Raw genomic sequence first — 24,373 nt, 5'->3', positions numbered from 1 at the left:
TGTGGCGAATTGCCGGGCCTAGCCCGGGTCGCGGAAGTCGGGGTGGAAGTTGGCCGGTACGGCAACACTGACGCTGTCGCGGGTGGCGATGTCGATGCCTTCGCTGGCAACTTCTGCAAGGAAGTCGATTTGCTCCGGGGTGATCACGTACGGCGGCAGGAAATACACCACGCTACCCAGCGGGCGTAGCAGGGCGCCGCGGGTCAGGGCGTGTTCGAACACCTTCAGGCCACGTCGCTCTTGCCAGGGGTACGCCACCTTGCCAGCTTTGTCCTTGACCATCTCGATGGCCAGGGCCATGCCGGTCTGGCGGATTTCGGCAACGTGTGCATGATCGGCAAGGTGCGCAGTGGCAGTGGCCATGCGCGTGGCCAAGGCCTTGTTGGTCTCGATCACGTTGTCCTGTTCGAAGATGTCCAGGGTCGCCAGCGCCGCAGCGCACGCCAGCGGGTTGCCAGTGTAGCTGTGCGAGTGCAGGAACGCGCGCAGGGTCGGGTAGTCGTCATAGAACGCCTGGTAGACCTTGTCGGTGGTCAGGCAGGCGGCCAGCGGCAGGTATCCACCAGTCAGGGCCTTGGACAGGCACAGGAAATCTGGCCGGATGCCGGCCTGTTCGCAGGCGAACATCGTGCCGGTACGGCCAAAGCCCACGGCAATTTCATCGTGGATCAGGTGCACGTCGTAGCGGTCGCAGGCCTCACGCAGCAGCTTGAGGTACACCGGGTGGTACATGCGCATGCCGCCGGCACCCTGGATCAGCGGCTCGACGATCACGGCGCTGATCGAGGCGTGGTGCTCGGCCAGGGTCTGCTCCATGGCGGCGAACATGTTGCGAGAGTGCTCTTCCCAGCTCATGCCCTCTGGGCGCAGGTAGCAGTCGGGGCTGGGCACCTTGATCGTGTCCAGCAGCAACGCCTTGTAGGTTTCGGTGAACAGCGGCACATCACCTACCGACATCGCGGCGATGGTTTCGCCGTGGTAGCTGTTGGTCAGGGTGACGAAGCGCTTCTTGTCCGGTTTGCCGACGTTCTGCCAGTAGTGGAAGCTCATCTTCAGCGCCACTTCGATGCAGGACGAGCCGTTGTCGGCGTAGAACACCCGGTCGAGACCGGCCGGGGTCATGGCCACCAGGCGTTCAGACAGCTCGATGACCGGCTGATGGCTGAAACCGGCCAGGATCACGTGCTCCAGTTGGTCGACCTGGTCCTTGATGCGCTGGTTGATGCGCGGGTTGGCGTGGCCGAACACATTGACCCACCAACTGCTCACCGCGTCCAGGTAGCGTTTGCCTTCGAAGTCCTCCAGCCACACGCCTTCGCCGCGCTTGATCGGGATCAGCGGCAGCTGCTCGTGGTCTTTCATCTGGGTGCAGGGGTGCCACAGGACCTTGAGGTCGCGTTGCATCCACTGATCGTTGAGGCCCATGGGCACTTCTCCTGGCTTTGCGGCGTGGTTCGACCGCGTAAGCCTAAGCAATGCCGCAAGGCAGGACAACCGCTGCCTTTCAATGGCGGTGGGTGCCGGTCCATTCGAGCCGCCGGATGTGCACGGTACCGGCCTGCGAAGTGGAGATGGTCAGGCGGCGGAAGGGGCCGTCGATCACCTGGTGGTAGGGGTTCGTGGCGATGGGGCCAGGGCGCAGGTCGCGAAACCCGCTGCCTTCCACTGTGAGCCAGTAGAAGTTGCGCGGTATCGGGGTGGCCAGGTCGCAATCTACTCTTTCAGCATCGAACAGCATGTGCAGGTCGTCGCAGAGAAAGTCGCTGACCACGTAGTATTCCAGGCGCAGGCACTCGACTTCCTGGGCGAAGACGATTTCCACGTCGCTGTGTTCCCCGATGACCAGCTCGGTGCCGTCTTCACCCTTGAACGCTTCATGAAAGCCGGTCCACGAGGTGCTGTTGGAGCGGATACTCAGGCCGGAGGCTGTATGAAGTGTCTGCTTGTGCCATAGAAACTGCCGTTCGACGTGTTGGAAGTGCTCCTCGAAGATCATGCGCATGCCCTCCTGGCGGGGCTTCTGGCCAGTTTCGCCAGCTTCCTCTGCCGCCGTGTGACATGGCTACTGGCAAAAATGTCAGTTGCCAAAAGGACTTGATGTCACTGCGCTGGCAGGGTGGTCGGACCTGACGTATTCTTAACGCATCTTCCCGGGGCATTCCTGCCTCTCCCCGTTTCTGTAACCTCTGACTCGGAGTCCGCCGACATGGCTGCTGCTTGGGTGCGCCTGTGCGCGTTGGTATTGATTGGTGTCTCCAGCGGCGCCGCGCTGGCTAAGGACAAGACGCCCACGGCGATTGTCGTGGGTGGCGGCCTGGCGGGCCTGACGGCAGCCTACGAGCTGCAGAACAAAGGCTGGCAGGTGACCCTGCTGGAGGCCAAGTCGGGCATGGGCGGGCGTTCGGGCCTGGCCACCAGCGAGTGGATCGGCAATGCCAAGGCGCAGCCGGTGCTCAACCAGTACCTTGACCGTTTCAAGCTAGAAACACTGCCAGCTCCGGAGTTCGTGCGTACCCCCGGTTACCTGATCGACGGTGAGTACTTCAGCGCCACCGACCTGGCCACCAAGCAACCGGCTACCGCCGAAGCGCTCAAGCGCTACGAGAAAACCCTTGATGACCTGGCCCGTTCGATCGATGACCCGCTGAACCCGCAGGCAACCAGCACGCTGTTCGCCCTCGACCAGATCAACGTCTCCACCTGGCTGGACAAACTTCAACTGCCGGCCACCGCCCGTCAGTTGGTCAACCAGCAGATCCGTACCCGTTACGATGAACCGTCGCGCCTGTCGCTGCTGTATTTCGCCCAGCAGAACCGTGTGTACCGCGGTGTCAGCGACCGTGACCTGCGTGCCGCGCGCCTGCCCGGTGGCAGCCCGGTGCTGGCCCAGGCCTTCGTCAAGCAGCTGAAGACCATCAAGACCAGCTCGCCGGTCACCGCCATCGTCCAGGACAAGGATGGCGTAACGGTAAAAGTCGGTAGCGTTGGCTACCAGGCGGATTACCTGGTCATGGCCGTGCCGCTGCGTGCCCTGGCCAAGATCCAGATGACCCCGGGCCTGGACACCCAGCACGTGGCAGCGCTCAGAGGCACCAACTATGGCTGGCGCGACCAGCTGATGCTCAAGTTCAAGAAGCCTGTGTGGGAAAGCCGCGCGCGCATGTCGGGCGAAATCTTCAGCAACGCCGGCCTCGGCATGCTGTGGATCGAGCCAGCGCTCAAGGGCGGCGCCAACGTGGTGATCAACCTTTCCGGGGACAACGCCCGCCTGCTGCAGGCGTTCGGCGACAAGCAGATGGTCGATCAGGTGTTGATCCGCCTGCATGCGTTCTACCCGCAGGCCCGTGGTGCCTTCACCGGTTACGAGGTCAAGCGCTACAGCACTGACGCCGGTACCGGCGGCGCTTACCTGGCCTACGGCCCGGGGCAGATCAGCAAATACTGGCGCCTGTGGGAGCGCCCGGTGCAGCGCATCACCTTTGCCGGTGAACACACCGATGCCCTGTACCCGGGCACCCTGGAAGGCGCCCTGCGCAGTGGCCAGCGTGCGGCCAGCCAGGCACAGGACCTGTTGGCCGGGAAGTCGTTCGACCCCGCCAAGGCGGTGCCGGTTGCGGCGGCAGGGGCCGCGGCAGCCAAGGATAGCAAGGGCGGGTTCTTCTCCAATATGTTCGGTGGTTCGTCCGACAAGGCCGACAAGGCTGACAAACCGCCGGTCAAGGCTGAGCCGAAGCAGGCCGAAGAGGCCAGGCAGGACAAGCCAGGTTTCTTCAAACGCCTGTTTGGCGGGGCGGATACGCCAGAGGTGAAGGCTGAGCCAATCGCCAAGGCAGAGGAAGTGGCGCCGGCACCTGCGCCTGCTCCCCAGGCCGCGCCGGCTCCGGCAGCACCTGCACCTGTCATCAAGGAAGCGGCTGCCAAGCCTGCGGCAACCAAGGCCGCCCCGATCAAGCATGCGCCGGCGCACAAGCCTGCCGAAACCAGGAAGGCAACTGCCAAATCCGAGCCGACCAAGAAACCTGTGGCCAATACCCAGGCCAAGGCTGGCTGATTGATCGACAGTGCCGGCCCCTTCGCAGCACAAGGCTGCTCCTACAGGCACCGCATACCCCTGTAGGAGCAGCCTTGTGCTGCGAAGAGGCCTGTACTGGCAACCTCAACTTCCCCGACTATCGTTAATGTTTCCTTAATGGCAAGCTTACAGAATACATATCGGATTTCTCGATAAACCGAAGCAACTTTTTCCGCTTTTATTCGATACGTTACGCGTTAGTCTGTGCACAGCTTTCACGGGGATACACGCCAACATGCAACTGCGCAATTCACCTTCTCGCTACGGCGTGGTCAGCATCATCCTGCACTGGGGCGTGGCGCTGGCAGTCTTCGGCCTGTTCGGCCTGGGCCTGTGGATGGTCGGCCTCGACTATTACAGCCCTTGGCGCAAAGCCGGCCCGGACCTGCACAAAAGCATCGGCCTGGTGTTGCTGGCGGTGATGCTGCTGCGGGTAGTCTGGCGTTTCATCAGCCCGCCACCACCTGCCCCCGCCAACCATGGCGCAGTCACGCGCCTGGCGGCCAAGCTTGGCCATCTGGCCCTGTACCTGGGTCTGTTTGCGGTAATGGCTGCCGGATACCTGATTTCTACCGCCGACGGCGTCGGCATTCCGGTGTTTGGCCTGTTCGAAGTGCCGGCACTGATCAGCGACCTGCCTGACCAGGCAGATGTTGCGGGTGTGATTCATCTCTGGCTGGCCTGGGGCCTGGTGATTTTTGCCGTGCTGCATGCCCTGGCAGCGCTCAAGCACCATTTCATCGACCGTGACGCGACCCTGACTCGCATGTTGGGCCGCAAAGCTTGACTCTCAACCTCAATTGCATAGGAAGGAAATAAGGATGTTGAAAAAGACTTTTGCCGCTCTGGCGCTCGGTACCGCTCTGCTTTCCGCCGGCCAGGTAATGGCTGCCGAGTACAAGATCGACAAGGAAGGCCAGCACGCGTTCGTCGACTGGAAAATCAGCCACCTGGGCTACAGCTTCATCCACGGTACCTTCAAGGACTTCGACGGCAACTTCACTTGGGACAGCGCCAAGCCAGAAGCCAGCAAGATCAGCGTCGACCTGAAAACCGCCAGCCTGTGGTCGAACCACGCCGAGCGTGACAAGCACATTGCCAGCGCCGATTTCCTCGACGTGAAGAAGTACCCTGAAGCCAAGTTCGTCTCTACTGCCGTCAAGTCGACGGGTGCCAAGACTGCTGACGTGACCGGCGACCTGACCCTGCACGGCGTGACCAAGCCAGTCACCTTCAAGGCCACCTTCAACGGTGAAGGCAAGGACCCATGGGGCGGTGAGCGCGCTGGTTTCAACGCCACCACTACCCTTAACCTGAACGACTTCGGCATCAAGGGCCCAGGCGCGACTTCGCAGACCCTGGACCTGGATATCAGTGTTGAAGGTGTGAAGCAGAAGTAATCTGCTTTAAGTGAAAGACCGAGGGGGCTGCGAAGCAGCCCCCTCATGCTTTCTATCAGCCTTTGCGGGTGAGCAGCGCAGGCTTCTCGCCACGCGGGCGGCTTGGCAGGTCATCCAGTTGCTCAGGCGTTGGGAAACGGTCGAGTTTGGATTCCTTGCGGATGATCACCGGCTGTTTTTCCGGCTGGCGCTGGTTGCTCACGGCCGGCTCTTGCCGGGCAGCATCGTCACGGTTCGGGCGACCACGGCCACCGCCGCCATCACGACGGGCACCCCCACCGTTGTTGGCGCGGGGCGGGCGTTTTTCGCCGCCGGCACTGCCACCATTGCGTTGCTGGCCGCCACTGCGAGCCTGGCCCTGGCCCCCGGTGTTGCTACGTTGGCCGGTACCCTGGGCTTGGCCAGCACCACCGCCTGGGCGGCGATTGCGGCCCTGGTTCTTGCCTTGGTACGGGCTGACATAGTCGGCACGGTTGCCGAAGTTGTCGACGTCGTCGTCCAGGAATACTTCCGGGTCGCGGTTAACCTGTGCTTTAGGCTCGCTGTTGCTGCTGGCCTGCTGCTGTGGCTGGCGCGGCTTTTTGTCACGCGGTTTACGCGGCTGCTGTTGCTTGTCGCCGCTCTTTTCCTTGTCGGCCGGCTTGTCGGCAGCCTGTGGCTTGGCCCTGCCTTTATCCTTGCCTTTGTCCTTGCGGCCGCCGTTGGAGTCTTTACCCCCTTCGCCACGGGCCTGCTGGTTGCGACCGCCACGGCCGTTGCCCTGCGGGCGCTCGCGTACTTCGGGTTTCTCGGCTTCCACCTGGCTGGCGTCAAAGCCCATCAGGTCGCCGTCCGCGATCTTCTGCCGGGTTACCCGCTCGATGCTCTTGAGCAGCTTTTCTTCATCTGGTGCGACCAGCGAAATGGCCTCGCCCGAACGACCGGCGCGACCAGTACGACCGATACGGTGTACGTAATCTTCCTCGACATTCGGCAGCTCGAAGTTGACCACGTGGGGCAACTGATCGATGTCCAGGCCGCGGGCGGCGATGTCGGTGGCGACCAGTACACGCACGCTGTTGGCCTTGAAGTCGGCCAGGGCCTTGGTGCGGGCGTTCTGGCTCTTGTTGCCGTGAATCGCGGCGGCGGTCAGGCCTTGTTTTTCAAGGTACTCGGCCAAGCGGTTGGCGCCGTGCTTGGTACGGGTGAACACCAATACCTGTTCCCAGGCACCCAGGGTGATCAGGTGTGCCAGCAGCGCACGCTTGTGGCTGGCGGGCAGGCGGTAGACGCGCTGCTCGATACGCTCGACGGTGGTGTTCGGCGGCGTGACCTCGATACGCTCCGGGTTGTGCAGGAGCTTGTCGGCGAGGTCGGTGATGTCCTTGGAGAAGGTGGCCGAGAACAGCAGGTTCTGGCGCTTGGATGGCAGGCGTGCCAGTACCTTCTTGACGTCGTGGATGAAGCCCATGTCGAGCATGCGGTCGGCTTCGTCGAGCACCAGGATTTCCACATGGGCAAGGTCGACCTTGCCTTGGCCGGCCAGGTCGAGCAGGCGGCCCGGGCAGGCAACCAGCACGTCAACGCCTTTGGCAATCGCCTGGACTTGCGGGTTCATGCCAACGCCGCCGAAGATGCAGGCGCTGACCAGTGGCAGGTCACGGGCATAAACCTTGAAGCTGTCGTGCACCTGGGCTGCCAGCTCGCGGGTCGGGGTCAGCACCAGCACGCGCGGCTGGCGCGGGCCGTGACGCTGCGACTTGTCGGGGTGGCCGGCCGGGAACAGGCGCTCGAGAATCGGCAGGGCGAAGCCGCCGGTTTTACCAGTACCTGTCTGTGCGGCAACCATCAGGTCGCGGCCTTGCAACACGGCGGGAATCGCCCGCTGTTGCACGGGGGTCGGCTGGGTATAGCCCGCAGCCTCGATAGCGCGGACAAGAGCCTCGGAGAGACCGAGGGAAGCAAAGGACATGGGCGATCCTGTTCTCGTGTGGGCTGGGCCCGTTGGGATGTTCTGCCTGGCGCGACGGGCATCGGTGGGATGCGATCGCGTCCGGTCCAGCTGGGCTTTCACTGCACATCCGGGAAACGGAGGGGAACGCCAGGGGGCGTCGGTGCCGATCGGGATGCCTGTTGCGAGGCCGAGCGTCCGGGCGTGAGCCGGGCGGGAAGGCCCGAGTATAACAGAGCTATCGCGCTGTGCTGCTTTCCTGCTGCTCAACGGCGTTGAGAATGTTTCCGATGTCGCCTGTGTACCGGTGGCTGATGGCGGCAAAGGCCGGTTCCTGCTTGAAGCGCTGCAGTTCTTCGGCAAAGGCCAGGGCCAGTGTTTCGCGCCCCGGCTTGCGCACCAGCCCCAGGTACTGGGCCTGGCGGTTGATCACCGGCGGCAGTTCCTCGACTTGCTGTTCCATGCCCAGCTGCCGGATCAGGTAATGCCCGACCACGCGGTCGGTGATTGCCAGGTCGATACGGCCCAGCAGCAGTTTGCCGAAGTTGGCTTCCTGGGTCGGCGCTGCTTCACGTCGAAAATGTGTGGCCTGGTTGAACGCAGCGCCATAGGCATAGCCGGGCGAGGTGCCTACGGTGAGGCCTGTGAGGTCTTCGGGCCCGGCCACGGCATGGCGGCGTGCACGGGCCTGGAACAGCACGAACTCGACCTCCGACAAGGGCTCGGGGGCGTACACCAGATAGGGGCGCCGGGTTTCGCTCTGGAAGATGTCCAGAATGCCGTCGGCCATGCCTTGCTCGATCATTGCCAGGCAGCGCTTCCACGGCAGGAACTGCCATTCCACTTCGACACCCAGGCGTTTTAATACCTCGGTGGTGACTTCGTAGTCGATACCGCGTGGTTGGCCATCGTGCTGATAAATGTAGGGCGCCCAGTCATCGGATACCAGGCGCAGGCGCTCGCCCAGGGCCAACGGGCTCAGGCAGGCGAGCAGCAGGATCCAGAACAGGCGGGCGACGAGTGGCATGGCCGGAGATTACGCGCTCGGCCGAATCAAGGCCAGAGGCGGGAGTGTTCTCCTGTGCTGGCCCCTTCGCGGGTAAACCCGCTCCCACAGGATTACCGCTACTTTCCAGACCTCAGCAGATGCACCTCGATCTCTTTGCGCCGTTCGCCCAACGACAGGCGCAACCCCGGGTGGCGCAAGCACTGGCGCAGTTGCTCGGGCTGCACCTGGCCATGACGGGCATTGAGGTTTTCCAGGGCTTTGTCCCACCAGGCCGGCGCGCAGGCGAGGTCGAATTCGTTGGGGTAGGGGTAGCACCCATACAGCAGCTCGCGGGCAAACTGGCGCTCGTGGCGCGGCAGGGTCAGGCTCAGCGCCTTGTAGCCCAGGCGGTGCAGGGCTGGCGGCCGTGGTAGCTGGTCATTGACCAAGGCGACGTCGGCCAGCGCCGCCTGGCTCAGCGGGTCATGGCCGTGTTTGCGCAACCAGGCCTGGATCTTGGCGCGGAACTGCGCCTTGCGGCTCCAGTAGTGGTGAATGACATCGGTGCACTCGGCCAGCTCCAGTTTGCGGTAGGCCGCCACCGCCAGGCAGAACTCTTCGAGTGTGTACGCCTCGCGCGCCAGCGGGTGGAACTCGTCCATCAGGTCGATGGAACGGTCCAGGGTGCTGGCGTCCGCGGCTGTGAGGCCGATTACCCCAGAATTGACCAGTGGCATCTGGCAGTCGGCCAGGCCCCGGGCTTGCAGTATGGACAGCAGGTTCTTGTACAGCAGGCACTTCTGGTTCGCACCATAGCGTGGGCCGATGGCATTGCACAGCAGCTTGCCAGGGGCCACCCGGGCGAACAGCTGCAGCGGCGATGTGCGGAAGAAGGTGTCGGTGTCGATCAGCACGGCCAGCGGGTGTTGCTGCAGCACTTGGCGCAGCAGCACATGCTTGCTGCGAAAATGATAACCGTGTGGGGCGTTCCATGCCTGGCGCGTGGCTTCGTCCAGCAAGTGGACCGTGACGGGCAGCCTGGCGTAGGGCTGCGGGTTGTCGGTGTATACCTGGATGTCCATGGCTTCGCCTGCTGCCGGGCCCAGGTGGGCGAGGGCGCTGACGATGCTGAAGCAGGCTTCCTGATGGTAGGTTGCCGGACCAAAAGCCAGGTAGACAAGTTGTGGGCGCGATGGCTGGGGATGCTGCATGGCTGGCAAGACCTGTAACCCGGAAATGAATAAGGCTTTAGTCTATGACCAAAGCCTTAATCATTTCTTAAGCAGACTTTGCCAAAAAGTTTCAGCGCGGCAGCTTCAGGTTGTTCCAGATCGCCAGGCTTGGCTCGGCCTGGTTCAAGGTGTAGAAGTGCAGGCCCGGTGCGCCGCCTTGCAGCAGCTGTTCGCACATGCGGGTAATCACTTCTTCGCCAAATGCCTGGATGCTGGTGGTGTCGTCGGCATAGGCTTCCAGCTGCTTGCGGATCCAGCGCGGGATCTCGGCGCCACAGGCGTCGGAGAAGCGCGCCAGCTTGCTGTAGTTGGTGATCGGCATGATGCCGGGTACCACCGGGATGTCCACGCCCAGCTTCTGTGCGCGCTCGACGAAGTAGAAGTAGCTGTCGGCGTTGAAGAAGTACTGGGTGATGGCGCTGTCGGCGCCAGCCTTGACCTTGTGCACGAAGTTGGCCAGGTCGGTTTCGAAATTGCGCGCCTGTGGGTGCATTTCCGGGTAGGCGGCCACTTCCAGGTGGAAGTGGTCAGCGGTTTCCTGGCGGATGAACTCGACCAGGTCGCTGGCGTAGCGCAGTTCGCCACTGGCCATGCCCATGCCCGATGGCAGGTCGCCACGCAGGGCGACGATGCGCTTGATGCCGGCAGCCTTGTATTCCGCCAGCAGGGCGCGCAAGTCGTCCTTGGAGTCGCCCACGCACGACAGGTGCGGTGCGGCCGGTACCTTCACTTCGCTTTCCAGCTGCAGCACGGTGTTCAGCGTGCGGTCGCGGGTCGAGCCACCGGCACCGTAGGTGCAGGAGAAGAAGTCCGGGTTGTAGGTGGCCAGCTGGCGGGCGACGCCCATCAGCTTTTCGTGACCGGCGTCGGTCTTGGTCGGGAAGAACTCGAAACTGTAGCGGCGTTCTTGTGACATTACTCGTTCCTCAAGCAGCCTGCTTCAAGCGGCAGGCTGCAAGTAAAAGCCAGGGCGGTGTGGGCCGGCCTGGCTTGGGCATCGTTGCGAAGCGTTGCCTGCGACTACTTAGTAGCGGTAGGCGTGCGGCTTGAACGGGCCTTCGACGGTCACGCCGATGTAGTCGGCTTGCTGCTTGGTCAGCTTGGTAACCACGCCGCCGAAGCCGCGGACCATTTCCAGGGCCACTTCTTCGTCGAGTTTCTTCGGCAGTACTTCAACAGTCAGGCGCTCGGCTTTCTTCTCGGCCGACAGGTCGGCGTACTTCTGCTCGAACAGGAAGATCTGTGCCAGCACCTGGTTGGCGAACGAACCGTCCATGATGCGGCTTGGGTGGCCAGTGGCGTTACCCAGGTTGACCAGGCGGCCTTCGGCCAGCAGGATCAGGTAGTCGTCGTTCTGCGGGTCGAAGCTGCCAGCGCCGGTACGGTGGATCTTGTGTACCTGCGGCTTGACCTCTTCCCAGGCCCAGTTCTTGCGCATGAAGGCGGTGTCGATCTCATTGTCGAAGTGGCCGATGTTGCAGACCACGGCACGCTTCTTCAGGGCCTTGAGCATGTTGGCATCGCAGACGTTGACGTTACCGGTGGTGGTGACGATCAGGTCGATCTTGCCCAGCAGGGCCTTGTCGATGCTGGCTTCGGTGCCGTCGTTGATACCGTCGATGAACGGCGAGACCAGCTCGAAGCCGTCCATGCAGGCCTGCATGGCGCAGATCGGGTCAACTTCGGTGACCTTGACGATCATGCCTTCCTGACGCAGGGACTGGGCCGAGCCCTTGCCCACGTCACCGTAGCCGATCACCAGGGCTTGCTTGCCCGACAGCAGGTGGTCGGTACCACGCTTGATGGCGTCGTTCAGGCTGTGACGGCAGCCGTACTTGTTGTCGTTCTTGCTCTTGGTGACCGAGTCGTTGACGTTGATCGCCGGGACTTTCAGCTCGCCTTTGGCCAGCATGTCCAGCAGGCGGTGTACGCCAGTGGTGGTCTCTTCGGTTACACCGTGCACGCGGTCCAGTACCTGCGGGTACTTCTGGTGCAGCAGCTCGGTCAGGTCGCCGCCGTCGTCGAGGATCATGTTGGCGTCCCATGGCTGGCCATCTTTCAGGATGGTCTGCTCCAGGCACCACTCGTACTCTTCTTCGGTTTCACCTTTCCAGGCGAATACCGGGATGCCGGCGGCGGCGATGGACGCGGCAGCCTGGTCTTGAGTCGAGAAGATATTGCAGGACGACCAGCGCACTTCGGCACCCAGGGCTACCAGGGTTTCGATCAGCACGGCGGTCTGGATGGTCATGTGGATGCAGCCCAGGATCTTCGCACCCTTGAGCGGTTGCTCGGTCAGGTACTTGCGACGCAGGCCCATCAGGGCTGGCATTTCCGATTCGGCGATGATGGTTTCGCGACGGCCCCAAGCGGCCAGGGAGATGTCAGCGACTTTGAAATCGGTAAAACCAGCAGGCGTGTTTACAGCGCTCATGAGAGCCTCCATTCGTAGTGTGCGAATGGGCGCCGTTGTGCGTTAAGCGCCCGCGAGAGCGAGCAACGCCCCATCCGAGCCTGACAGGCCTAGCCTGCTGCAGCGCCCCTCGGACAGGTGGCGGGCATGGCGCCGCAGTGGGCGACCATGTGAAACGGCGCAGATTATAGCCGCGCGCGGCCACTTGCCCAAGGTTTTCTGTCGATTAATCGAGACGATAGTCGATGTTCAATGGAGCGATGGCGGCCGCTCTGCCATCATTGCTACACGTTAGCCAAGCAGGTCAGGAGTACAGATGAACTTTCACACCCGCAAGTGGGTTAAACCCGAAGACCTCAACCCCAATGGCACCCTGTTCGGTGGCAGCCTGTTGCGCTGGATCGACGAAGAGGCGGCCATTTACGCCATCGTCCAGCTGGGCAACCAGCGCGTCGTGACCAAATACATATCGGAAATCAACTTCGTCAGCGCTTCGCGCCAGGGTGACATCATCGAGCTGGGCATCACTGCCACAGAGTTCGGCCGCACCTCGATCACCCTCAAGTGCGAAGTGCGCAACAAGATCACCCGCAAGAGCATTCTGACCGTCGACAAGATGGTGTTCGTCAATCTCGGTGAAGACGGCTTGCCGGCAGCGCACGGGCGCACCGAGATCAAGTATGTCCAGGACCAGTTCCCGGATTCGGCAGTCGAGTGACGATTTTTTGGGGCCGCAAAGCGGCCCCGAAAATCTTACGGCTGGGCGCTGACCTTGCGCACCACCCGCCCGATGCTCAAGCCCTGCACCAGGATCGACGACAACACCACGATGTAGGTGATCGACAGCAGCAGGTCACGCTCCGCGCCCAGTGGCAGCGACAGCGCCAGTGCCACCGACACCCCGCCACGCAGGCCGCCCCAGGTCAGCACCCGCACCGTGCCTTTGGGCACCGGGCGCCAGCGGCGCAGCAACACAATGGCCGGGGCCACGGTCAGCAGCCTCGACAGCAGCACCGCCAGCGCCAGCACACTGCCGGCCGCCAGGTGCATCCAGTTGAACGGCAACAGCAGCAGCTCAAGGCCGATCAGCGCGAACAGCAGGGCGTTGAGCATGTCATCGATCAGCTCCCAGAAACCGTCCATGTAGCGACGGGTCATGTCGTTCATCGCCAGGTTGCGCCCCAGGTTGCCGATGATCAGGCCGGCCACCACCATGGCGATCGGCGCCGAGACGTGCAGCTCGTAGCACATGGCCGAGCCGCCGATGACCAGCGCCAGCGTCAGCATGACTTCCACCTGGTACTGCTCGATGCTCTTGATCATGCGGTAGGTGGCGTAGCCGATCAGGCCACCAAACACCACGCCGCCGATGGCCTCGCGGGCGAACAGGATCGCCGTGTCGGTCATGCTCGGCGTTTCACCCAGCTGGATGATGCCCAGCAATACGGTGAACACCACCACCGCGGTGCCATCGTTGAACAGTGACTCGCCGACGATGGTGGTTTTCAGCGGTTTGGAGGCGTTGGCGGTACGCAGCGCGCCCAGCACGGCAATCGGGTCGGTAGGCGAGATCAGCGCACCGAACAGCAGGCAGTAGATCAGTGGCACTTGCCAGCCGAACATCGCGAATACCCAGTGCGACAGGTAACCGATGACCACGGTGGCAATCAGCACCCCGATTGTCGCGAGCAAACCGATCGGCCAGCGGTAACTGCGCAGATCGCTGAGGTTCACGTGCAGTGCGCCGGCAAACAGCAGGAACGCCAGCATCCAGTGCATCAGCAGGTCGTTGAAATCGATCTGGTTCATCAGCCCTTCGACGCGTTCTTCCAGGCCAGGGAAGCCGATCAGGCTCAGGCCCTGCAGCATCAGGGAGAACAGCAACGCCGTGACCATCACGCCAATGGCGGGGGGCAGGCCGATGAAGCGGTAATTTACATAGGTGAGGAGGGTGGTGAGGCAGATAAACGCGGCAACTAATTCAAGCATCCCGAATCCTGTGACAGTGGCTTCCAAGTCGTTACCCGAATGGCTCGGGCAGTTCTTTGATGACCTGGCGCGGGGTTCGGGACACAGAGTTTGACCCAATTAGTCCAAATCGTTCCCGTAACAGTCTGCACGGGATACCCTGTGGGAGCGGGCGTGCCCGCGAACACCGGCACAGCCGGTGCCATACACCGAGTTGCATTCTTCGCGGGCATGCCCGCTCCCACAAAGCCCCCCTGAACGCTATATATTCACAGCCATAATCAGCCATAAGGACAAGAAGGCGTGTTGGCAACATCCCTGGTGCTGGTCGCCGCCCTGCTGCATGCGACCTGGAATACCCTGATCAAATTCAGCGGCGAGCGCTTGCTGGTGATCGCCAGCATGGACACGGTGGCGCTGGTGTTCGCAGTGCTGGCTGTGGCCTTCGTCGATGTGCCGCCGGCTGAGATATGGCCTTGGCTGATAGCCTCGGCGCTGGCCGAGCAGTTGTACCGCTACCTGCTGATCAAGGCCTACCGCGTGGGCGACCTGGGGCTGGTCTATCCTCTGATGCGCGGGCTGTCGCCGCTGGTGGTGCTGGGGCTGACGCTGGCCTTTGCCGGGGAGTCGCTGAGCCAGCAGCAGATCATCGGCATCCTGCTGATCCCATGTGGCATGGCCTGCCTGTTGTGGCAGGGCGGCGGCGGTGACCGGCTGCCCTGGTCGATGCTGCCGGTGGTGGCCCTGATCGGCCTGTGCATCGGCTGCTACACCTGGTTCGACGGCCAGGCCGTGCGCTTGTGGGGTAAACCGTGGGATTACCTGGTATGGCTGACATTGCTCAGTGCCTGGCAATTCCCGCTGCTGGCCAGCGTGGCGCGGCGGGCACCGTTCGTCCTGTTCTGGCGAACGCAATGGCGCCTGGGGCTGGCGGTGGGGTTCTGCGTATTGTTCAGTTATGCCCTGGTGTTGTGGGCCATGCACCTGGGGTCAGTGGCCGAGGCGGCCGCATTGCGGGAGTTGAGCGTGATTCTGGTGGTGCTGCTGGGTATGCGCTACCTCAAAGAACCTTTTGGCGGGCCGAGACTCCTAGCTTGCGGGCTGGTCCTGGCAGGCATGCTGGTGATGAAGCTCTAACCCATTATCGAACAAGGAGTCTGAGCATGACCGTTGCCCTGTGGTGCATCCTGATCGCGCTGCTGCTTAACCCGCTTTGTGCCTTGATCGCCAAGGTGGCCAGCGGCCGGTTCGGCCTCAAGGACAATCACGACCCGCGAGCCTTCCTTGATACCTTGTCGGGCTTGCCACGGCGTGCCCATGCGGCGCAGCAGAATGGCTACGAGGCATTCCCGGCGTTTGCGGCTGCGGTGCTGGTGGCGGATATCGTCGGTAATGCCGAGCAGGTGACGCAGGATGTGCTGGGGGTGATGTACATCACCAGCCGCTTGCTTTACATCATCTGCTACCTGGCCGATTGGGCGGCCTTGCGCTCGCTGGTGTGGTTTGCCGGGTTGGCAATTATCGTGTCGTTCTTCGTGGTTTCCATCTGAAACCGCGTTGCCTTCTTCGCGGGCTTGCCCGCTCCCACAGGTACACCACAGTATTCAAGGGCTGTGGTGTATCTGTGGGAGCGGGCAAGCCCGCGAAGAATCCACCCCCGATCAAGGTACCTTAGGTACCTCAGGTAGTGGCTGGCCTTTAGGCCAGAGCATCCAGATCTGCCCCTGCTGCTTCATGTTCCCCGCCAGCTCGCCGGCTTCCGGCCCGGTGCCCCAGAACAGGTCGGCACGCACTTCACCCGCAATCGCGCCACCAGTGTCCTGCGCACCCACCGGGCGCACCACTGGCGAGCCGTCCGGGCGCGTGGTGGAAAGCCACAACAGGCTGCCCAGCGGAATCACCTTGCGGTCGATGGCCACGCTGTAGCCCGCTGTCAGCGGTACGTTCAACGAACCGCGCGGGCCTTCGTTGCTGTCCGGGCGGGTGCTGAAGAACACGTAGCTGGGGTTGCTGGCCAGCAGTTCTGGTACGCGCTGTGGGTTGGCCTGGGCCCAGGCATGAATCGCACCCATGCTCACTTCTTCTTTTTTCAGCTGGCCCTGTTCCACCAGCCAGCGGCCGATCGGCCTGTAGGGGTGGCCGTTCTGGTCGGCGTAGCCCAGGCGCAGCTGACGGCCGTCTTCCAGTTGTACCCGGCCCGAACCCTGGATCTGCAGGAATTGCAGGTCCATCGGGTCGGTCAGCCAGGCCAGCACCGGTGCCTTGACGCCGTTACGGTTGATCACTTCGGCAGTGTCGTATGGTTTGAGTACCCGGCCATCGAGCCGACCACGCAGGCGCTTGCCCTTCAGCTCGGGGTAGACGCTGGCCAGGTCGACCACGATCATGTCATCCGGGGGGCCGTAAACCGCCACATGGTTGGTGGCTGATTGGCTCAGGCTGCCGGGGTAGACCGGCTCGTAGTAACCGGTAATCAGGCCGTTGGCATTGTTCTCGGCGGAGCGCAGGCCATAAACCTGCAGATTCTGCTCAAGGAAGGTACGCACCTGGGCAGCGCTCGCCGTGTCGCTGCCGGCGGCTTCGCAGGTGGCGGCCCACACCGGGTCGCGCTTGAGCTTCTCACAGCCGCTGCGCCAGGCGTAGAAACCGGCCAGCAGGTCTTCGTCGCTGACTGCGGGCAGGTCTTTCCAGGTGGCCGGGGCGTAGGTGGCGATGGCGTGGGGCTCGGGCTTGGCGCTTTCGCCGCCGTTGCAGCCGGCCAGCAAAGCCAGCACCGGGAGTGTCCAGGCCAGGTGGCGCAGGGCAGATGTCATGTGTGCATTCCTGTCATGGGCGAACATGAAAATTCGCCCCTGTTTTTTATGTGGCTATTGGTGTTTGGCCCTTGGGCAGCGATACTGGCCGCCCATTTGCGTAGGCCGAAGTGAGCGTGATGTTGAAGCGATTGACCGTTGTTCTGCTGGCCGCCCTGGCCCTGAGTGGTTGTGACCGGGTTGACCCGGACTCGCCACTGGGCAAACGCAAGGTGATATTCAAGGACATGCTCAAGACCAGTGAAGATCTGGGCGGCATGCTGCGTGGCCGGTTGCCGTTCGACGGGCTGAAGTTTGCCGACGGTGCGCTGAAGCTGGACAGCCTGTCGCATCAACCCTGGCAGCACTTTCCGCAGGTGCGCGATGGCGGTGACAGTGCCGCGCGCGCAGAGGTATGGGAGCGTCAGGCGCGTTTTCATGACCTGGCCCGGCAGCTGGAAAGCGTCACGGGCGAACTGGTCGATGTCAGCCGCAGCCAGCCGCTGGACGCTGCACAGCTGAAAGCGCCGATGGATAAGGTCGAAGCGGCGTGCAAGGCGTGCCATACCGAGTTTCGTAATCATTGATGGCCTGCTGTGGCCTCATCGCCGGCAAGCCAGTTCACACAGGTACTGCGCAGTAATTGAAGGCAGTGTGATACCTGTTGGAGCTGGCTTGCCGGCGATGAGGCCAGTAAGGGCAACGCAAATCGCTGTCAGCGATCCAGATCGTCCACGGCTTCCTGCAACTCTTTACGCGATTCGGCAAGTTTGTCCTTGCGCTTGTTGATCTTCTCCGCGTCGCCTTTTTTCTCGGCTTTCTTCAGGTCTTTTTCGCGCTGCGCCACTTCGTGACGTGCATCCAGCACCTTCTGCTCACGCTCTTTGCGCAGGCTCGCGTCGGTGCAGTTGTCCACGCCACGCAGTGCTTCCTCCAGCCCGGCGACCTGGTCGCTGTTGCCGTGGTCGCGGGCGATTTTCAACTGGTTCTCGATGGCGCTGCGCTTGGCGGCGCAACCGGTCAGGCCTGGGTCCGGCTGGGCCGCTTGTACAGCTCCCGCAGCCAAACCCAGTGATGCGAGCAGGAAAAGAGTCGAAATGCGTTTCATGAAAAGCCTCCTGAACGGGGCGGGGCAGCAAAAGTTGGTGGAAATCCTGCCTTGGTTTTGCCCATTTAGGAACCCTTGGTGAGGTGTTCGGCTTTAATCTCGGGTTTTTCCTACGAGATAAATGGTAAAAAATCATTGCTCAATGCGCTGGGGCGTACCCGGGAACCCCTCTATGCCGGTTTTTGCCAACCGGTCAGCAACGGCTTGCACCTCAGGAGCCGCGAAGAAATCCACAAGTTGGCGCGAGCGTTTTGCGCCGATGCCGGGCACGGTTTGCCATTGCCCGGTACTGCGTGAAGCCAGCTCTGCCCAGTCGCCTGTCAGTTGTAGATGCTTGCTGACGGGCGCGCCAATGCCGCGCAGCCACTGATCGAAAGGGCGTGAGCGCGCTTGGTCGAAGCTGCTTAGCAGCTGTGCCGCCGTCAGGCTGCTTATGCCGGGTACTTGCTGCAGGCGCTCGGCATCGAGATGCAGCCAGTCGGTCATCGACGTTACCAGGCCCGCTTCGACCAGCCGGCGCCATGTGCCGGGCCCGATACGGGGCAAGGCCAGGCCTTGTTTTCCGCCAAGCCAGGCAAGCCGGGCAATGAATTGCTCTTCACAGCCTTCGCTGGCCTGCCAGCAGCTGTGGGCATGATGCTGGTCGGGTGCAGGCACGGCCAGTGGCTGGCGCTCGACAGCGCGGTGCACGACGTGGTCCAGGCGTGGAATGGTCAGCCCGGCCAGGCTGATGGCCACCTGGTCGCCGGGGCGGATATCCAAGGCTTGCCAGCGCCCCAGCGAGCCAAGGCTTACCTGGGAAATACGCCGGTCATCGAGGGTTACCGGCTGCATATGCACAATGGGCGTGACCCTGCCGGTGCGGCCAACCCTAAAGCGCACGTCGCGCACCTCGGCCAAGGCTTGCACATAGGGGTATTTCCAGGCCGCGATCCAGTACGGCGCCTTGGCTTGCCAGCGCTGCGCGGGCGGCCGGCTGCCCTGGCGCAGGATCACACCGTCGGTGGCAAAGGGCAGGGGGGAGCGGTACCAGTGCTCACGCCAGTGTGCTGCGTCCTCCGCCGTGTCGATGGCGATGCTGTAACGCAGGCTGTCCGGGAACCCCAGTTGTGCCAGCTGTGCGAGGCGTTCTGCCTGTTGCCCGGGGCCCTGCGGCCAGCTCCACACAAACAGGCCGATCGTGTCCCCTTGCTCGGCGGTCAGTTGCTTGCGTGCGAGCAGCCCGGCCACGGTGCCGCGGGCGTTGGCACTGCCTGCCTTGGCTTGTACGTGTTCGTTCAGGCGCAGATACAGCTCACCTTGCAAGTGCAGGTCTACCGGCATGGGCAACTCTCGGGTGATTGCGCCGAGTTGTGGAATGTGTCGGCTCCAGTCATGGCCGTGTACACCGTCACCCCGGCTGGTCAGCTGTACCAATCGGCCCTGCTGGTAAGTGAGGGAAACTGCAACACCGTCGACCTTGGGCTGTACCCACACACCGGTCTTGCCGGCCATCCATCGCGCCACGGCCTGGCGGTCTGCCAGCTTGTCGACGCCGGTATGCGGCACGGGGTGGGGGACCGCGCCGCGAGCGCTGGCCAAGGGGGAGGGGCTGCTGCCAACCGCGAAGCACTGCTGCAGGTGATTCAGCCGCTCGCGGCTTTGGTCGTACAGTTCATCGGCGACCAGGGCAGCACCCTGGCGATGGTAGTGCTCGTCCCATCGGGCAAGCGTGGCGCGCAGTTGCGCAACTTCCGCCTCGGCCTGTTGCGGGGTCCAGTCGGGGCATGAGGTGGCGCTGGCCAGTGGGGTGTGTAGCGCAAACAGCAGGACAAGCAGCAGGTAAGGCATGGCCAGCATCCTTGCATGGCGGGTGAGTCCTCCAGCCTAGGCAGGTTTGCAGGCGCTTGCCGCCGCGCGATTGTCAGCCGATATGTCACAAAAAAGCCCCTGCCAATCGCTCGGCAGGGGCTTTCGTCTGGCGCTGCAGGAAACTTACAGGCCGGCAGCGTCACGCAGCGACTGGGCGCGGTCGGTGCGCTCCCAGGTGAAGGTGGTGAAGGTGTCGTCGCCGACAGTCTTCTGCTGCGGGGTACGGCCGAAGTGGCCGTAGGCAGCGGTTTCCTGGTACATCGGGTGCAGCAGGTCGAGCATGGTGGTGATGGCGTACGGACGCAGGTCGAAGCACTCACGCACCAGCTGGATGATCTTGTCGTCGGAGACCTTGCCGGTGCCGAAGGTGTTGATCGAGATGGAGGTCGGCTGCGCCACGCCAATGGCGTACGACACCTGGATCTCGCAGCGCTCGGCCAGGCCGGCGGCAACGATGTTCTTGGCTACGTAGCGGCCGGCGTAGGCAGCGGAACGGTCGACCTTGGACGGGTCCTTGCCGGAGAACGCGCCACCACCGTGGCGGGCCATGCCGCCGTAGGAGTCGACGATGATCTTGCGGCCGGTCAGGCCACAGTCACCCACCGGGCCACCGATGATGAAGTTGCCGGTCGGGTTGATGTGGTACTGGGTGCCCTTGTGCAGCAGCTCGGCAGGCAGGGTGTGCTTGACGATCAGCTCCATCACGGCTTCTTGCAGGTCTTTCTGCGACACTTCCGGGTTGTGCTGGGTCGACAGCACCACGGCGTCGATACCGACTACCTTGCCGTTTTCGTAGCGGCAGGTGACCTGCGATTTGGCATCCGGGCGCAGCCACGGCAGCAGGCCGGACTTGCGCGCTTCGGCCTGGCGCTCGACCAGACGGTGCGAGAAGCAGATCGGTGCCGGCATCAGCACTTCGGTTTCGTTGCTGGCATAGCCGAACATCAGGCCCTGGTCACCGGCGCCCTGGTCTTCCGGCTTGGAGCGGTCCACGCCCTGGGCGATGTCCACCGACTGCTTGCCGATGATGTTCATCACGGCGCAGGTGGCGCCGTCGAAACCGACGTCCGAGCTGTTGTAGCCGATGTCGATGATGACCTTGCGCACCAGGTCTTCAAGATCGACCCAGGCCGAAGTGGTGACTTCGCCGGCGATGATGGCGACACCGGTCTTGACCAGGGTTTCGCACGCTACGCGGGCGTATTTGTCCTGAGCGATGATGGCATCAAGGACGGCGTCCGAAATCTGGTCGGCGATCTTGTCCGGATGCCCTTCGGACACGGACTCGGAGGTGAAAAGGGAGTATTCGCTCATCTCGAAGGTTCCTGAAATTTACCGATGGTGTATGTCGCCAGCCGTCCGCTGGAAATGGCGGACCTGGATCTGGAAACCGTTACGCAAGCCTACGTACAGGCTGTCCCCATGGGCCAGCCCGGCAGCGTTGGCCCAGCGGGCCAGGTCGTCCTGTTCAAAGCCAAGCCACAGGTCGCCGCAGGCGTCCCGCGCCCACCCCTGGTCATGGCTGCACAATTCGGTGACCAGCAGACTACCGCCTGCCTTCACCCGTTTGGCCAACTGGCGCAAGGCCAGGGCCGGGTCGCTGAAATGGTGCAGCACCATGTTCAGCACAACGCAGTCGGCGGCCACATCCGTTGCACCCAGTGCATCGGCCAACTGCAGGTTCACGTTGTCGAGCCCCTCGCGCTGGCACACCTGGCGCGCCAGTTCGAGCATGGTCGGGCTGTTGTCCAGGGCGGTCACCTGGGCGAAGCGCCGGGCCAGGTCGGGGAGGAAGCCGCCATCACCGGGGCCGACCTCCAGGGCGCTGGCCGCCGGGTCGAAATGCAGTTTGTCGAGTAGCGCAAGCAGGCTTTCGCGGTACTGCGGCAGGCCGGCGATCAGGTCTTGCTGGGCGCGAAACTTTTCTTCAACGCGCAGGAAGAAGTCCTGGCTGGTGGCCGCACGGCGCTGCTGCACCTGGGCGATCCGCGCCTGCACATCGGGCGGCAGGACCAGGTCGTCGACTTCATCGAGCAGCGCCGCATGCAGCCGACCGCCCAGGCGCAGGCCGTCGGGCAGGGCACGGCGATAGAAGATGGCGTTACCTTCGCGGCGGGTTGCCACCAGCTCGGCCTGGGCCAGCACCTTCAGGTGGTGGCTCATGCCCGACTGGCCGATGTCGAAGATCTGCGCCAGCTCCAGCACGCCGAACGAATCGTTGGCCAGTGCGCGCAAAACATTCAGGCGCAGCGCATCGCCACTGGCTTTGCACAGGGCGGCCAATGCTTCGCGTTGCTCGGGTATCGATTGCGCACGGAGGTTCATGGGGCGGCAGTCTAGACAGGCATCGATGCCCTAGCAAGGCCAATATCAAAAAGTTTTGATATTGGGTGATGGGCGGGACGGTTAACCCGGTTTTGCCCCGAATTGAATGCCAATCACAGGAAAATCCCCCGACTGCGACCATACGTCATTGCCCCAAGCCCCCCCAGTGGGCGAAAATGGCCGCCTTTTTCGTAACACTACCTATTCAAGCCCCCAGGAGATCAGCGATGCCCAGCCGTCGTGAACGTGCCAACGCCATTCGTGCACTCAGCATGGATGCCGTGCAAAAGGCCAACAGCGGCCATCCAGGTGCCCCCATGGGCATGGCGGATATCGCCGAAGTGCTTTGGCGCGACTATCTGAAGCACAACCCGAGCAACCCGAGTTTCGCCGACCGTGACCGCTTCGTGCTGTCCAACGGCCACGGCTCGATGCTGATCTACTCGCTGCTGCACCTGACCGGCTACGACGTCACCATCGATGACCTCAAATCGTTCCGCCAGCTGCACAGCCGTACCCCGGGCCACCCGGAGTTCGGCTACACCCCGGGTGTGGAGACCACCACCGGCCCGCTGGGCCAAGGCCTGGCCAATGCCGTGGGCTTCGCCCTGGCCGAGAAGGTACTGGGCGCCCAGTTCAACCGTGAAGGCCACAACGTCGTCGACCACAACACCTACGTGTTCCTGGGCGACGGCTGCATGATGGAAGGCATCTCCCACGAAGTCGCCTCGCTGGCCGGCACCCTGGGCCTGAACAAGCTGGTTGCCTTCTATGACGACAACGGCATCTCCATCGACGGTGAAGTGGAAGGCTGGTTCACCGACGACACGCCGAAGCGTTTCGAGTCCTACAACTGGCTGGTGATCCGCAACGTCAATGGCCACGACGCCGACGAGATCCGTACCGCCATCGACACCGCCCGCAAGAGCGATCGCCCGACCCTGATCTGCTGCAAGACCATCATCGGTTTCGGTTCGCCGAACAAGCAGGGCAAGGAAGACTGCCACGGTGCTCCGCTGGGCAACGACGAAATCGCCCTGGCGCGCAAGGAACTGAACTGGAACCACGGTCCGTTCGAAGTCCCTGCCGACATCTATGCCGAGTGGGATGCCAAGGACGCTGGCGCCAAGGTCGAAGCCGAGTGGAACAAGCGCTTCGACGCCTACGCCGCTGCCTTCCCTGAGCTGGCAGGCGAACTCAAGCGCCGCCTGAGCGGTGAGCTGCCAGCCGACTTCGCGGAAAAAGCCGCTGCCTATATTGCTGAAGTCGCGGCCAAGGGCGAGACCATTGCCAGCCGCAAGGCCAGCCAGAACACCCTGAACGCCTTCGGCCCGCTGCTGCCGGAACTGCTGGGCGGCTCGGCCGACCTGGCCGGCTCCAACCTGACCCTGTGGAAAGGTTGCAAGGGCGTCAGCCATGAAGATGCCAATGGCAACTACATGTACTACGGCGTGCGCGAGTTCGGCATGACCGCCATCATGAACGGCGTTGCCCTGCACGGTGGCCTGGTGCCTTACGGTGCGACCTTCCTGATGTTCATGGAATACGCCCGCAACGCCGTGCGCATGTCTGCCCTGATGAAGCAGCGTGTGATCCACGTCTACACCCACGACTCCATCGGCCTGGGCGAAGACGGCCCGACTCACCAGCCGATCGAGCAGCTGGCCAGCCTGCGCAGCACGCCGAACCTGGACACCTGGCGCCCAGCTGACGCCGTTGAGTCGGCGGTTTCCTGGAAGCATGCCCTGGAGCGCAAGGATGGCCCTTCGGCGCTGATCTTCTCGCGTCAGAACCTGCAGCACCAGGACCGCGACGCCCAGCAGATCGCTGACATCGCCCGTGGCGGTTACGTGCTGAAAGACTGTGCTGGCGAGCCTGAGCTGATCCTGATCGCTACCGGCTCCGAAGTGGGCCTTGCCGTTCAGGCGTTCGACAAACTGACCGAGCAAGGCCGCAAGGTGCGCGTCGTGTCGATGCCAAGCACTAGCGTGTTCGACGCCCAGGACGCTGCCTACAAGCAGTCCGTGCTGCCGTTGGAAGTGGGTGCGCGCATCGCCATCGAAGCCGCCCATGCCGACTTCTGGTACAAGTACGTCGGCCTGGAAGGTCGCATCATTGGCATGACCACCTACGGTGAGTCGGCCCCGGCCTCTGCACTGTTCGAAGAATTCGGTTTCACCCTGGAGAACATCCTGGGTACTGCCGAAGAGCTGCTGGAAGACTGATACAAGGAAGGCGAGGGCCTTTGGCCCTCGTTCGCGGCACAAGGCCGCTCCTACAGGGTATTGCATACG

21 protein-coding genes and 1 riboswitch are annotated in these 24,373 nt (G+C 62.9%); of the genes, 8 read left to right on the top strand and 13 right to left on the bottom strand.

Annotated features, from left to right (window positions below; genetic code table 11):
- Positions 1-18: 18 nt before the first annotated feature.
- Both WF331_RS03180 and WF331_RS03175 read right to left on the bottom strand, forming a co-directional pair.
- Positions 19-1,425: an adenosylmethionine--8-amino-7-oxononanoate transaminase gene (locus tag WF331_RS03180; RefSeq protein ID WP_340622651.1), complete on the bottom strand. Its 1,407-nt coding sequence runs from the start codon at positions 1,423-1,425 to the stop codon at positions 19-21.
- Positions 1,426-1,504: 79 nt separating this feature from the next.
- Positions 1,505-1,996, bottom strand: a complete 492-nt coding sequence (locus WF331_RS03175) for a hypothetical protein (protein ID WP_041167919.1) — start codon at positions 1,994-1,996, stop codon at positions 1,505-1,507.
- 210 nt (positions 1,997-2,206) lie between these two features.
- Here WF331_RS03175 and WF331_RS03170 point away from each other — a divergent pair, with 210 nt between their 5' ends.
- The 3 genes from WF331_RS03170 to WF331_RS03160 all read left to right on the top strand — a co-directional run bounded on the left by WF331_RS03170 (position 2,207) and on the right by WF331_RS03160 (position 5,472).
- Entirely contained in the window at positions 2,207-4,051 is a 1,845-nt protein-coding gene (locus WF331_RS03170; protein WP_340622650.1) for a flavin monoamine oxidase family protein, read from the top strand.
- A 256-nt stretch (positions 4,052-4,307) separates the two neighbouring features.
- Positions 4,308-4,859, top strand: coding sequence for a cytochrome b (locus WF331_RS03165; protein ID WP_019471547.1), 552 nt, complete (start codon positions 4,308-4,310; stop codon positions 4,857-4,859).
- A gap of 34 nt (positions 4,860-4,893) precedes the next feature.
- Complete coding sequence (locus WF331_RS03160; RefSeq protein ID WP_016501962.1) at positions 4,894-5,472, top strand: YceI family protein; 579 nt, start codon at positions 4,894-4,896, stop codon at positions 5,470-5,472.
- A gap of 55 nt (positions 5,473-5,527) precedes the next feature.
- On the opposite strand, the gene WF331_RS03155 is transcribed toward WF331_RS03160, so the two are convergent.
- The 5 genes from WF331_RS03155 to ahcY form a co-directional block, all read right to left on the bottom strand.
- Positions 5,528-7,423, bottom strand: coding sequence for a DEAD/DEAH box helicase (locus tag WF331_RS03155; protein ID WP_016501961.1), 1,896 nt, complete (start codon positions 7,421-7,423; stop codon positions 5,528-5,530).
- 217 nt (positions 7,424-7,640) lie between these two features.
- A complete protein-coding gene (locus tag WF331_RS03150) occupies positions 7,641-8,429 on the bottom strand; it encodes a substrate-binding periplasmic protein (protein ID WP_340622649.1) in 789 nt (262 codons plus the stop codon).
- Between the two features lie 98 nt (positions 8,430-8,527).
- Positions 8,528-9,601: a hypothetical protein gene (locus tag WF331_RS03145; protein WP_174370672.1), complete on the bottom strand. Its 1,074-nt coding sequence runs from the start codon at positions 9,599-9,601 to the stop codon at positions 8,528-8,530.
- Positions 9,602-9,692: 91 nt separating this feature from the next.
- Positions 9,693-10,538, bottom strand: coding sequence for a methylenetetrahydrofolate reductase [NAD(P)H] (gene metF, locus WF331_RS03140; RefSeq protein ID WP_229609085.1), 846 nt, complete (start codon positions 10,536-10,538; stop codon positions 9,693-9,695).
- A 108-nt stretch (positions 10,539-10,646) separates the two neighbouring features.
- The gene (ahcY, locus tag WF331_RS03135) at positions 10,647-12,056 is read right to left on the bottom strand and encodes an adenosylhomocysteinase (RefSeq protein WP_340622648.1); all 1,410 of its coding nucleotides are present in this window, start codon (positions 12,054-12,056) and stop codon (positions 10,647-10,649) included.
- Between the two features lie 20 nt (positions 12,057-12,076).
- Positions 12,077-12,173: riboswitch (S-adenosyl-L-homocysteine riboswitch) on the bottom strand.
- A 178-nt stretch (positions 12,174-12,351) separates the two neighbouring features.
- Between ahcY and WF331_RS03130 the strand changes: the two genes are divergently transcribed.
- A complete protein-coding gene (locus tag WF331_RS03130) occupies positions 12,352-12,753 on the top strand; it encodes an acyl-CoA thioesterase (protein WP_016501956.1) in 402 nt (133 codons plus the stop codon).
- 35 nt (positions 12,754-12,788) lie between these two features.
- Here the strand turns inward: WF331_RS03130 and WF331_RS03125 are convergent, their stop codons facing one another.
- Positions 12,789-14,024, bottom strand: coding sequence for a cation:proton antiporter (locus tag WF331_RS03125; RefSeq protein ID WP_049272981.1), 1,236 nt, complete (start codon positions 14,022-14,024; stop codon positions 12,789-12,791).
- Between the two features lie 282 nt (positions 14,025-14,306).
- Between WF331_RS03125 and WF331_RS03120 the strand changes: the two genes are divergently transcribed.
- On the top strand, positions 14,307-15,140 hold the full coding sequence (locus tag WF331_RS03120) for a DMT family transporter (protein WP_016501954.1): 834 nt from the start codon (positions 14,307-14,309) through the stop codon (positions 15,138-15,140).
- Between the two features lie 26 nt (positions 15,141-15,166).
- The gene (locus WF331_RS03115) at positions 15,167-15,553 is read left to right on the top strand and encodes an MAPEG family protein (RefSeq protein ID WP_016501953.1); all 387 of its coding nucleotides are present in this window, start codon (positions 15,167-15,169) and stop codon (positions 15,551-15,553) included.
- A 111-nt stretch (positions 15,554-15,664) separates the two neighbouring features.
- Here WF331_RS03115 and mltA read toward each other — a convergent pair whose 3' ends face one another.
- Complete coding sequence (mltA, locus tag WF331_RS03110) at positions 15,665-16,816, bottom strand: murein transglycosylase A (protein ID WP_016501952.1); 1,152 nt, start codon at positions 16,814-16,816, stop codon at positions 15,665-15,667.
- 119 nt (positions 16,817-16,935) lie between these two features.
- On the opposite strand from mltA, the gene WF331_RS03105 reads away from it, so the two are divergent.
- Positions 16,936-17,382: a c-type cytochrome gene (locus tag WF331_RS03105; RefSeq protein WP_229609087.1), complete on the top strand. Its 447-nt coding sequence runs from the start codon at positions 16,936-16,938 to the stop codon at positions 17,380-17,382.
- Between the two features lie 128 nt (positions 17,383-17,510).
- On the opposite strand, the gene WF331_RS03100 is transcribed toward WF331_RS03105, so the two are convergent.
- The 4 genes from WF331_RS03100 to WF331_RS03085 form a co-directional block, all read right to left on the bottom strand.
- Positions 17,511-17,903 carry a DUF1090 domain-containing protein gene (locus WF331_RS03100; protein ID WP_012274528.1) on the bottom strand — a complete coding sequence of 131 codons (393 nt, stop codon included), beginning with the start codon at positions 17,901-17,903 and terminating at the stop codon, positions 17,511-17,513.
- A gap of 132 nt (positions 17,904-18,035) precedes the next feature.
- Entirely contained in the window at positions 18,036-19,733 is a 1,698-nt protein-coding gene (ligB, locus tag WF331_RS03095; RefSeq protein ID WP_284358892.1) for an NAD-dependent DNA ligase LigB, read from the bottom strand.
- 144 nt (positions 19,734-19,877) lie between these two features.
- Positions 19,878-21,068, bottom strand: a complete 1,191-nt coding sequence (gene metK / locus WF331_RS03090; RefSeq protein WP_003249375.1) for a methionine adenosyltransferase — start codon at positions 21,066-21,068, stop codon at positions 19,878-19,880.
- Between the two features lie 18 nt (positions 21,069-21,086).
- Positions 21,087-22,079 (bottom strand): ArsR/SmtB family transcription factor, encoded by a 993-nt coding sequence (locus WF331_RS03085; RefSeq protein WP_016501948.1) that lies wholly within the window; start codon positions 22,077-22,079, stop codon positions 21,087-21,089.
- Between the two features lie 227 nt (positions 22,080-22,306).
- On the opposite strand from WF331_RS03085, the gene tkt reads away from it, so the two are divergent.
- Positions 22,307-24,304: a transketolase gene (tkt, locus tag WF331_RS03080; RefSeq protein ID WP_016501947.1), complete on the top strand. Its 1,998-nt coding sequence runs from the start codon at positions 22,307-22,309 to the stop codon at positions 24,302-24,304.
- Positions 24,305-24,373 lie beyond the last annotated feature (69 nt).

The sequence above is a fragment of the Pseudomonas sp. YNh genome, assembly GCF_037993085.1.
Classification (GTDB): domain Bacteria; phylum Pseudomonadota; class Gammaproteobacteria; order Pseudomonadales; family Pseudomonadaceae; genus Aquipseudomonas; species Aquipseudomonas putida.
This window is presented reverse-complemented; position numbering and strand designations above follow the sequence as displayed.

Coding starts and splice junctions, on each gene's coding strand:
- WF331_RS03115 (WP_016501953.1), top strand. CDS start 15,167: ATGACCGTTGCCCTGTGGTGCATCCTGATCGCGCTGCTGCTTAACCCG.
- WF331_RS03175 (WP_041167919.1), bottom strand. CDS start 1,996: ATGATCTTCGAGGAGCACTTCCAACACGTCGAACGGCAGTTTCTATGG.
- tkt (WP_016501947.1), top strand. CDS start 22,307: ATGCCCAGCCGTCGTGAACGTGCCAACGCCATTCGTGCACTCAGCATG.
- WF331_RS03155 (WP_016501961.1), bottom strand. CDS start 7,423: ATGTCCTTTGCTTCCCTCGGTCTCTCCGAGGCTCTTGTCCGCGCTATC.
- WF331_RS03100 (WP_012274528.1), bottom strand. CDS start 17,903: ATGAAACGCATTTCGACTCTTTTCCTGCTCGCATCACTGGGTTTGGCT.
- metF (WP_229609085.1), bottom strand. CDS start 10,538: ATGTCACAAGAACGCCGCTACAGTTTCGAGTTCTTCCCGACCAAGACC.
- WF331_RS03165 (WP_019471547.1), top strand. CDS start 4,308: ATGCAACTGCGCAATTCACCTTCTCGCTACGGCGTGGTCAGCATCATC.
- WF331_RS03170 (WP_340622650.1), top strand. CDS start 2,207: ATGGCTGCTGCTTGGGTGCGCCTGTGCGCGTTGGTATTGATTGGTGTC.
- WF331_RS03125 (WP_049272981.1), bottom strand. CDS start 14,024: ATGCTTGAATTAGTTGCCGCGTTTATCTGCCTCACCACCCTCCTCACC.
- WF331_RS03145 (WP_174370672.1), bottom strand. CDS start 9,601: ATGCAGCATCCCCAGCCATCGCGCCCACAACTTGTCTACCTGGCTTTT.
- WF331_RS03150 (WP_340622649.1), bottom strand. CDS start 8,429: ATGCCACTCGTCGCCCGCCTGTTCTGGATCCTGCTGCTCGCCTGCCTG.
- WF331_RS03105 (WP_229609087.1), top strand. CDS start 16,936: ATGTTGAAGCGATTGACCGTTGTTCTGCTGGCCGCCCTGGCCCTGAGT.
- WF331_RS03085 (WP_016501948.1), bottom strand. CDS start 22,079: ATGAACCTCCGTGCGCAATCGATACCCGAGCAACGCGAAGCATTGGCC.
- metK (WP_003249375.1), bottom strand. CDS start 21,068: ATGAGCGAATACTCCCTTTTCACCTCCGAGTCCGTGTCCGAAGGGCAT.
- WF331_RS03180 (WP_340622651.1), bottom strand. CDS start 1,425: ATGGGCCTCAACGATCAGTGGATGCAACGCGACCTCAAGGTCCTGTGG.
- WF331_RS03160 (WP_016501962.1), top strand. CDS start 4,894: ATGTTGAAAAAGACTTTTGCCGCTCTGGCGCTCGGTACCGCTCTGCTT.
- ahcY (WP_340622648.1), bottom strand. CDS start 12,056: ATGAGCGCTGTAAACACGCCTGCTGGTTTTACCGATTTCAAAGTCGCT.
- WF331_RS03130 (WP_016501956.1), top strand. CDS start 12,352: ATGAACTTTCACACCCGCAAGTGGGTTAAACCCGAAGACCTCAACCCC.
- mltA (WP_016501952.1), bottom strand. CDS start 16,816: ATGACATCTGCCCTGCGCCACCTGGCCTGGACACTCCCGGTGCTGGCT.
- ligB (WP_284358892.1), bottom strand. CDS start 19,733: ATGCCTTACCTGCTGCTTGTCCTGCTGTTTGCGCTACACACCCCACTG.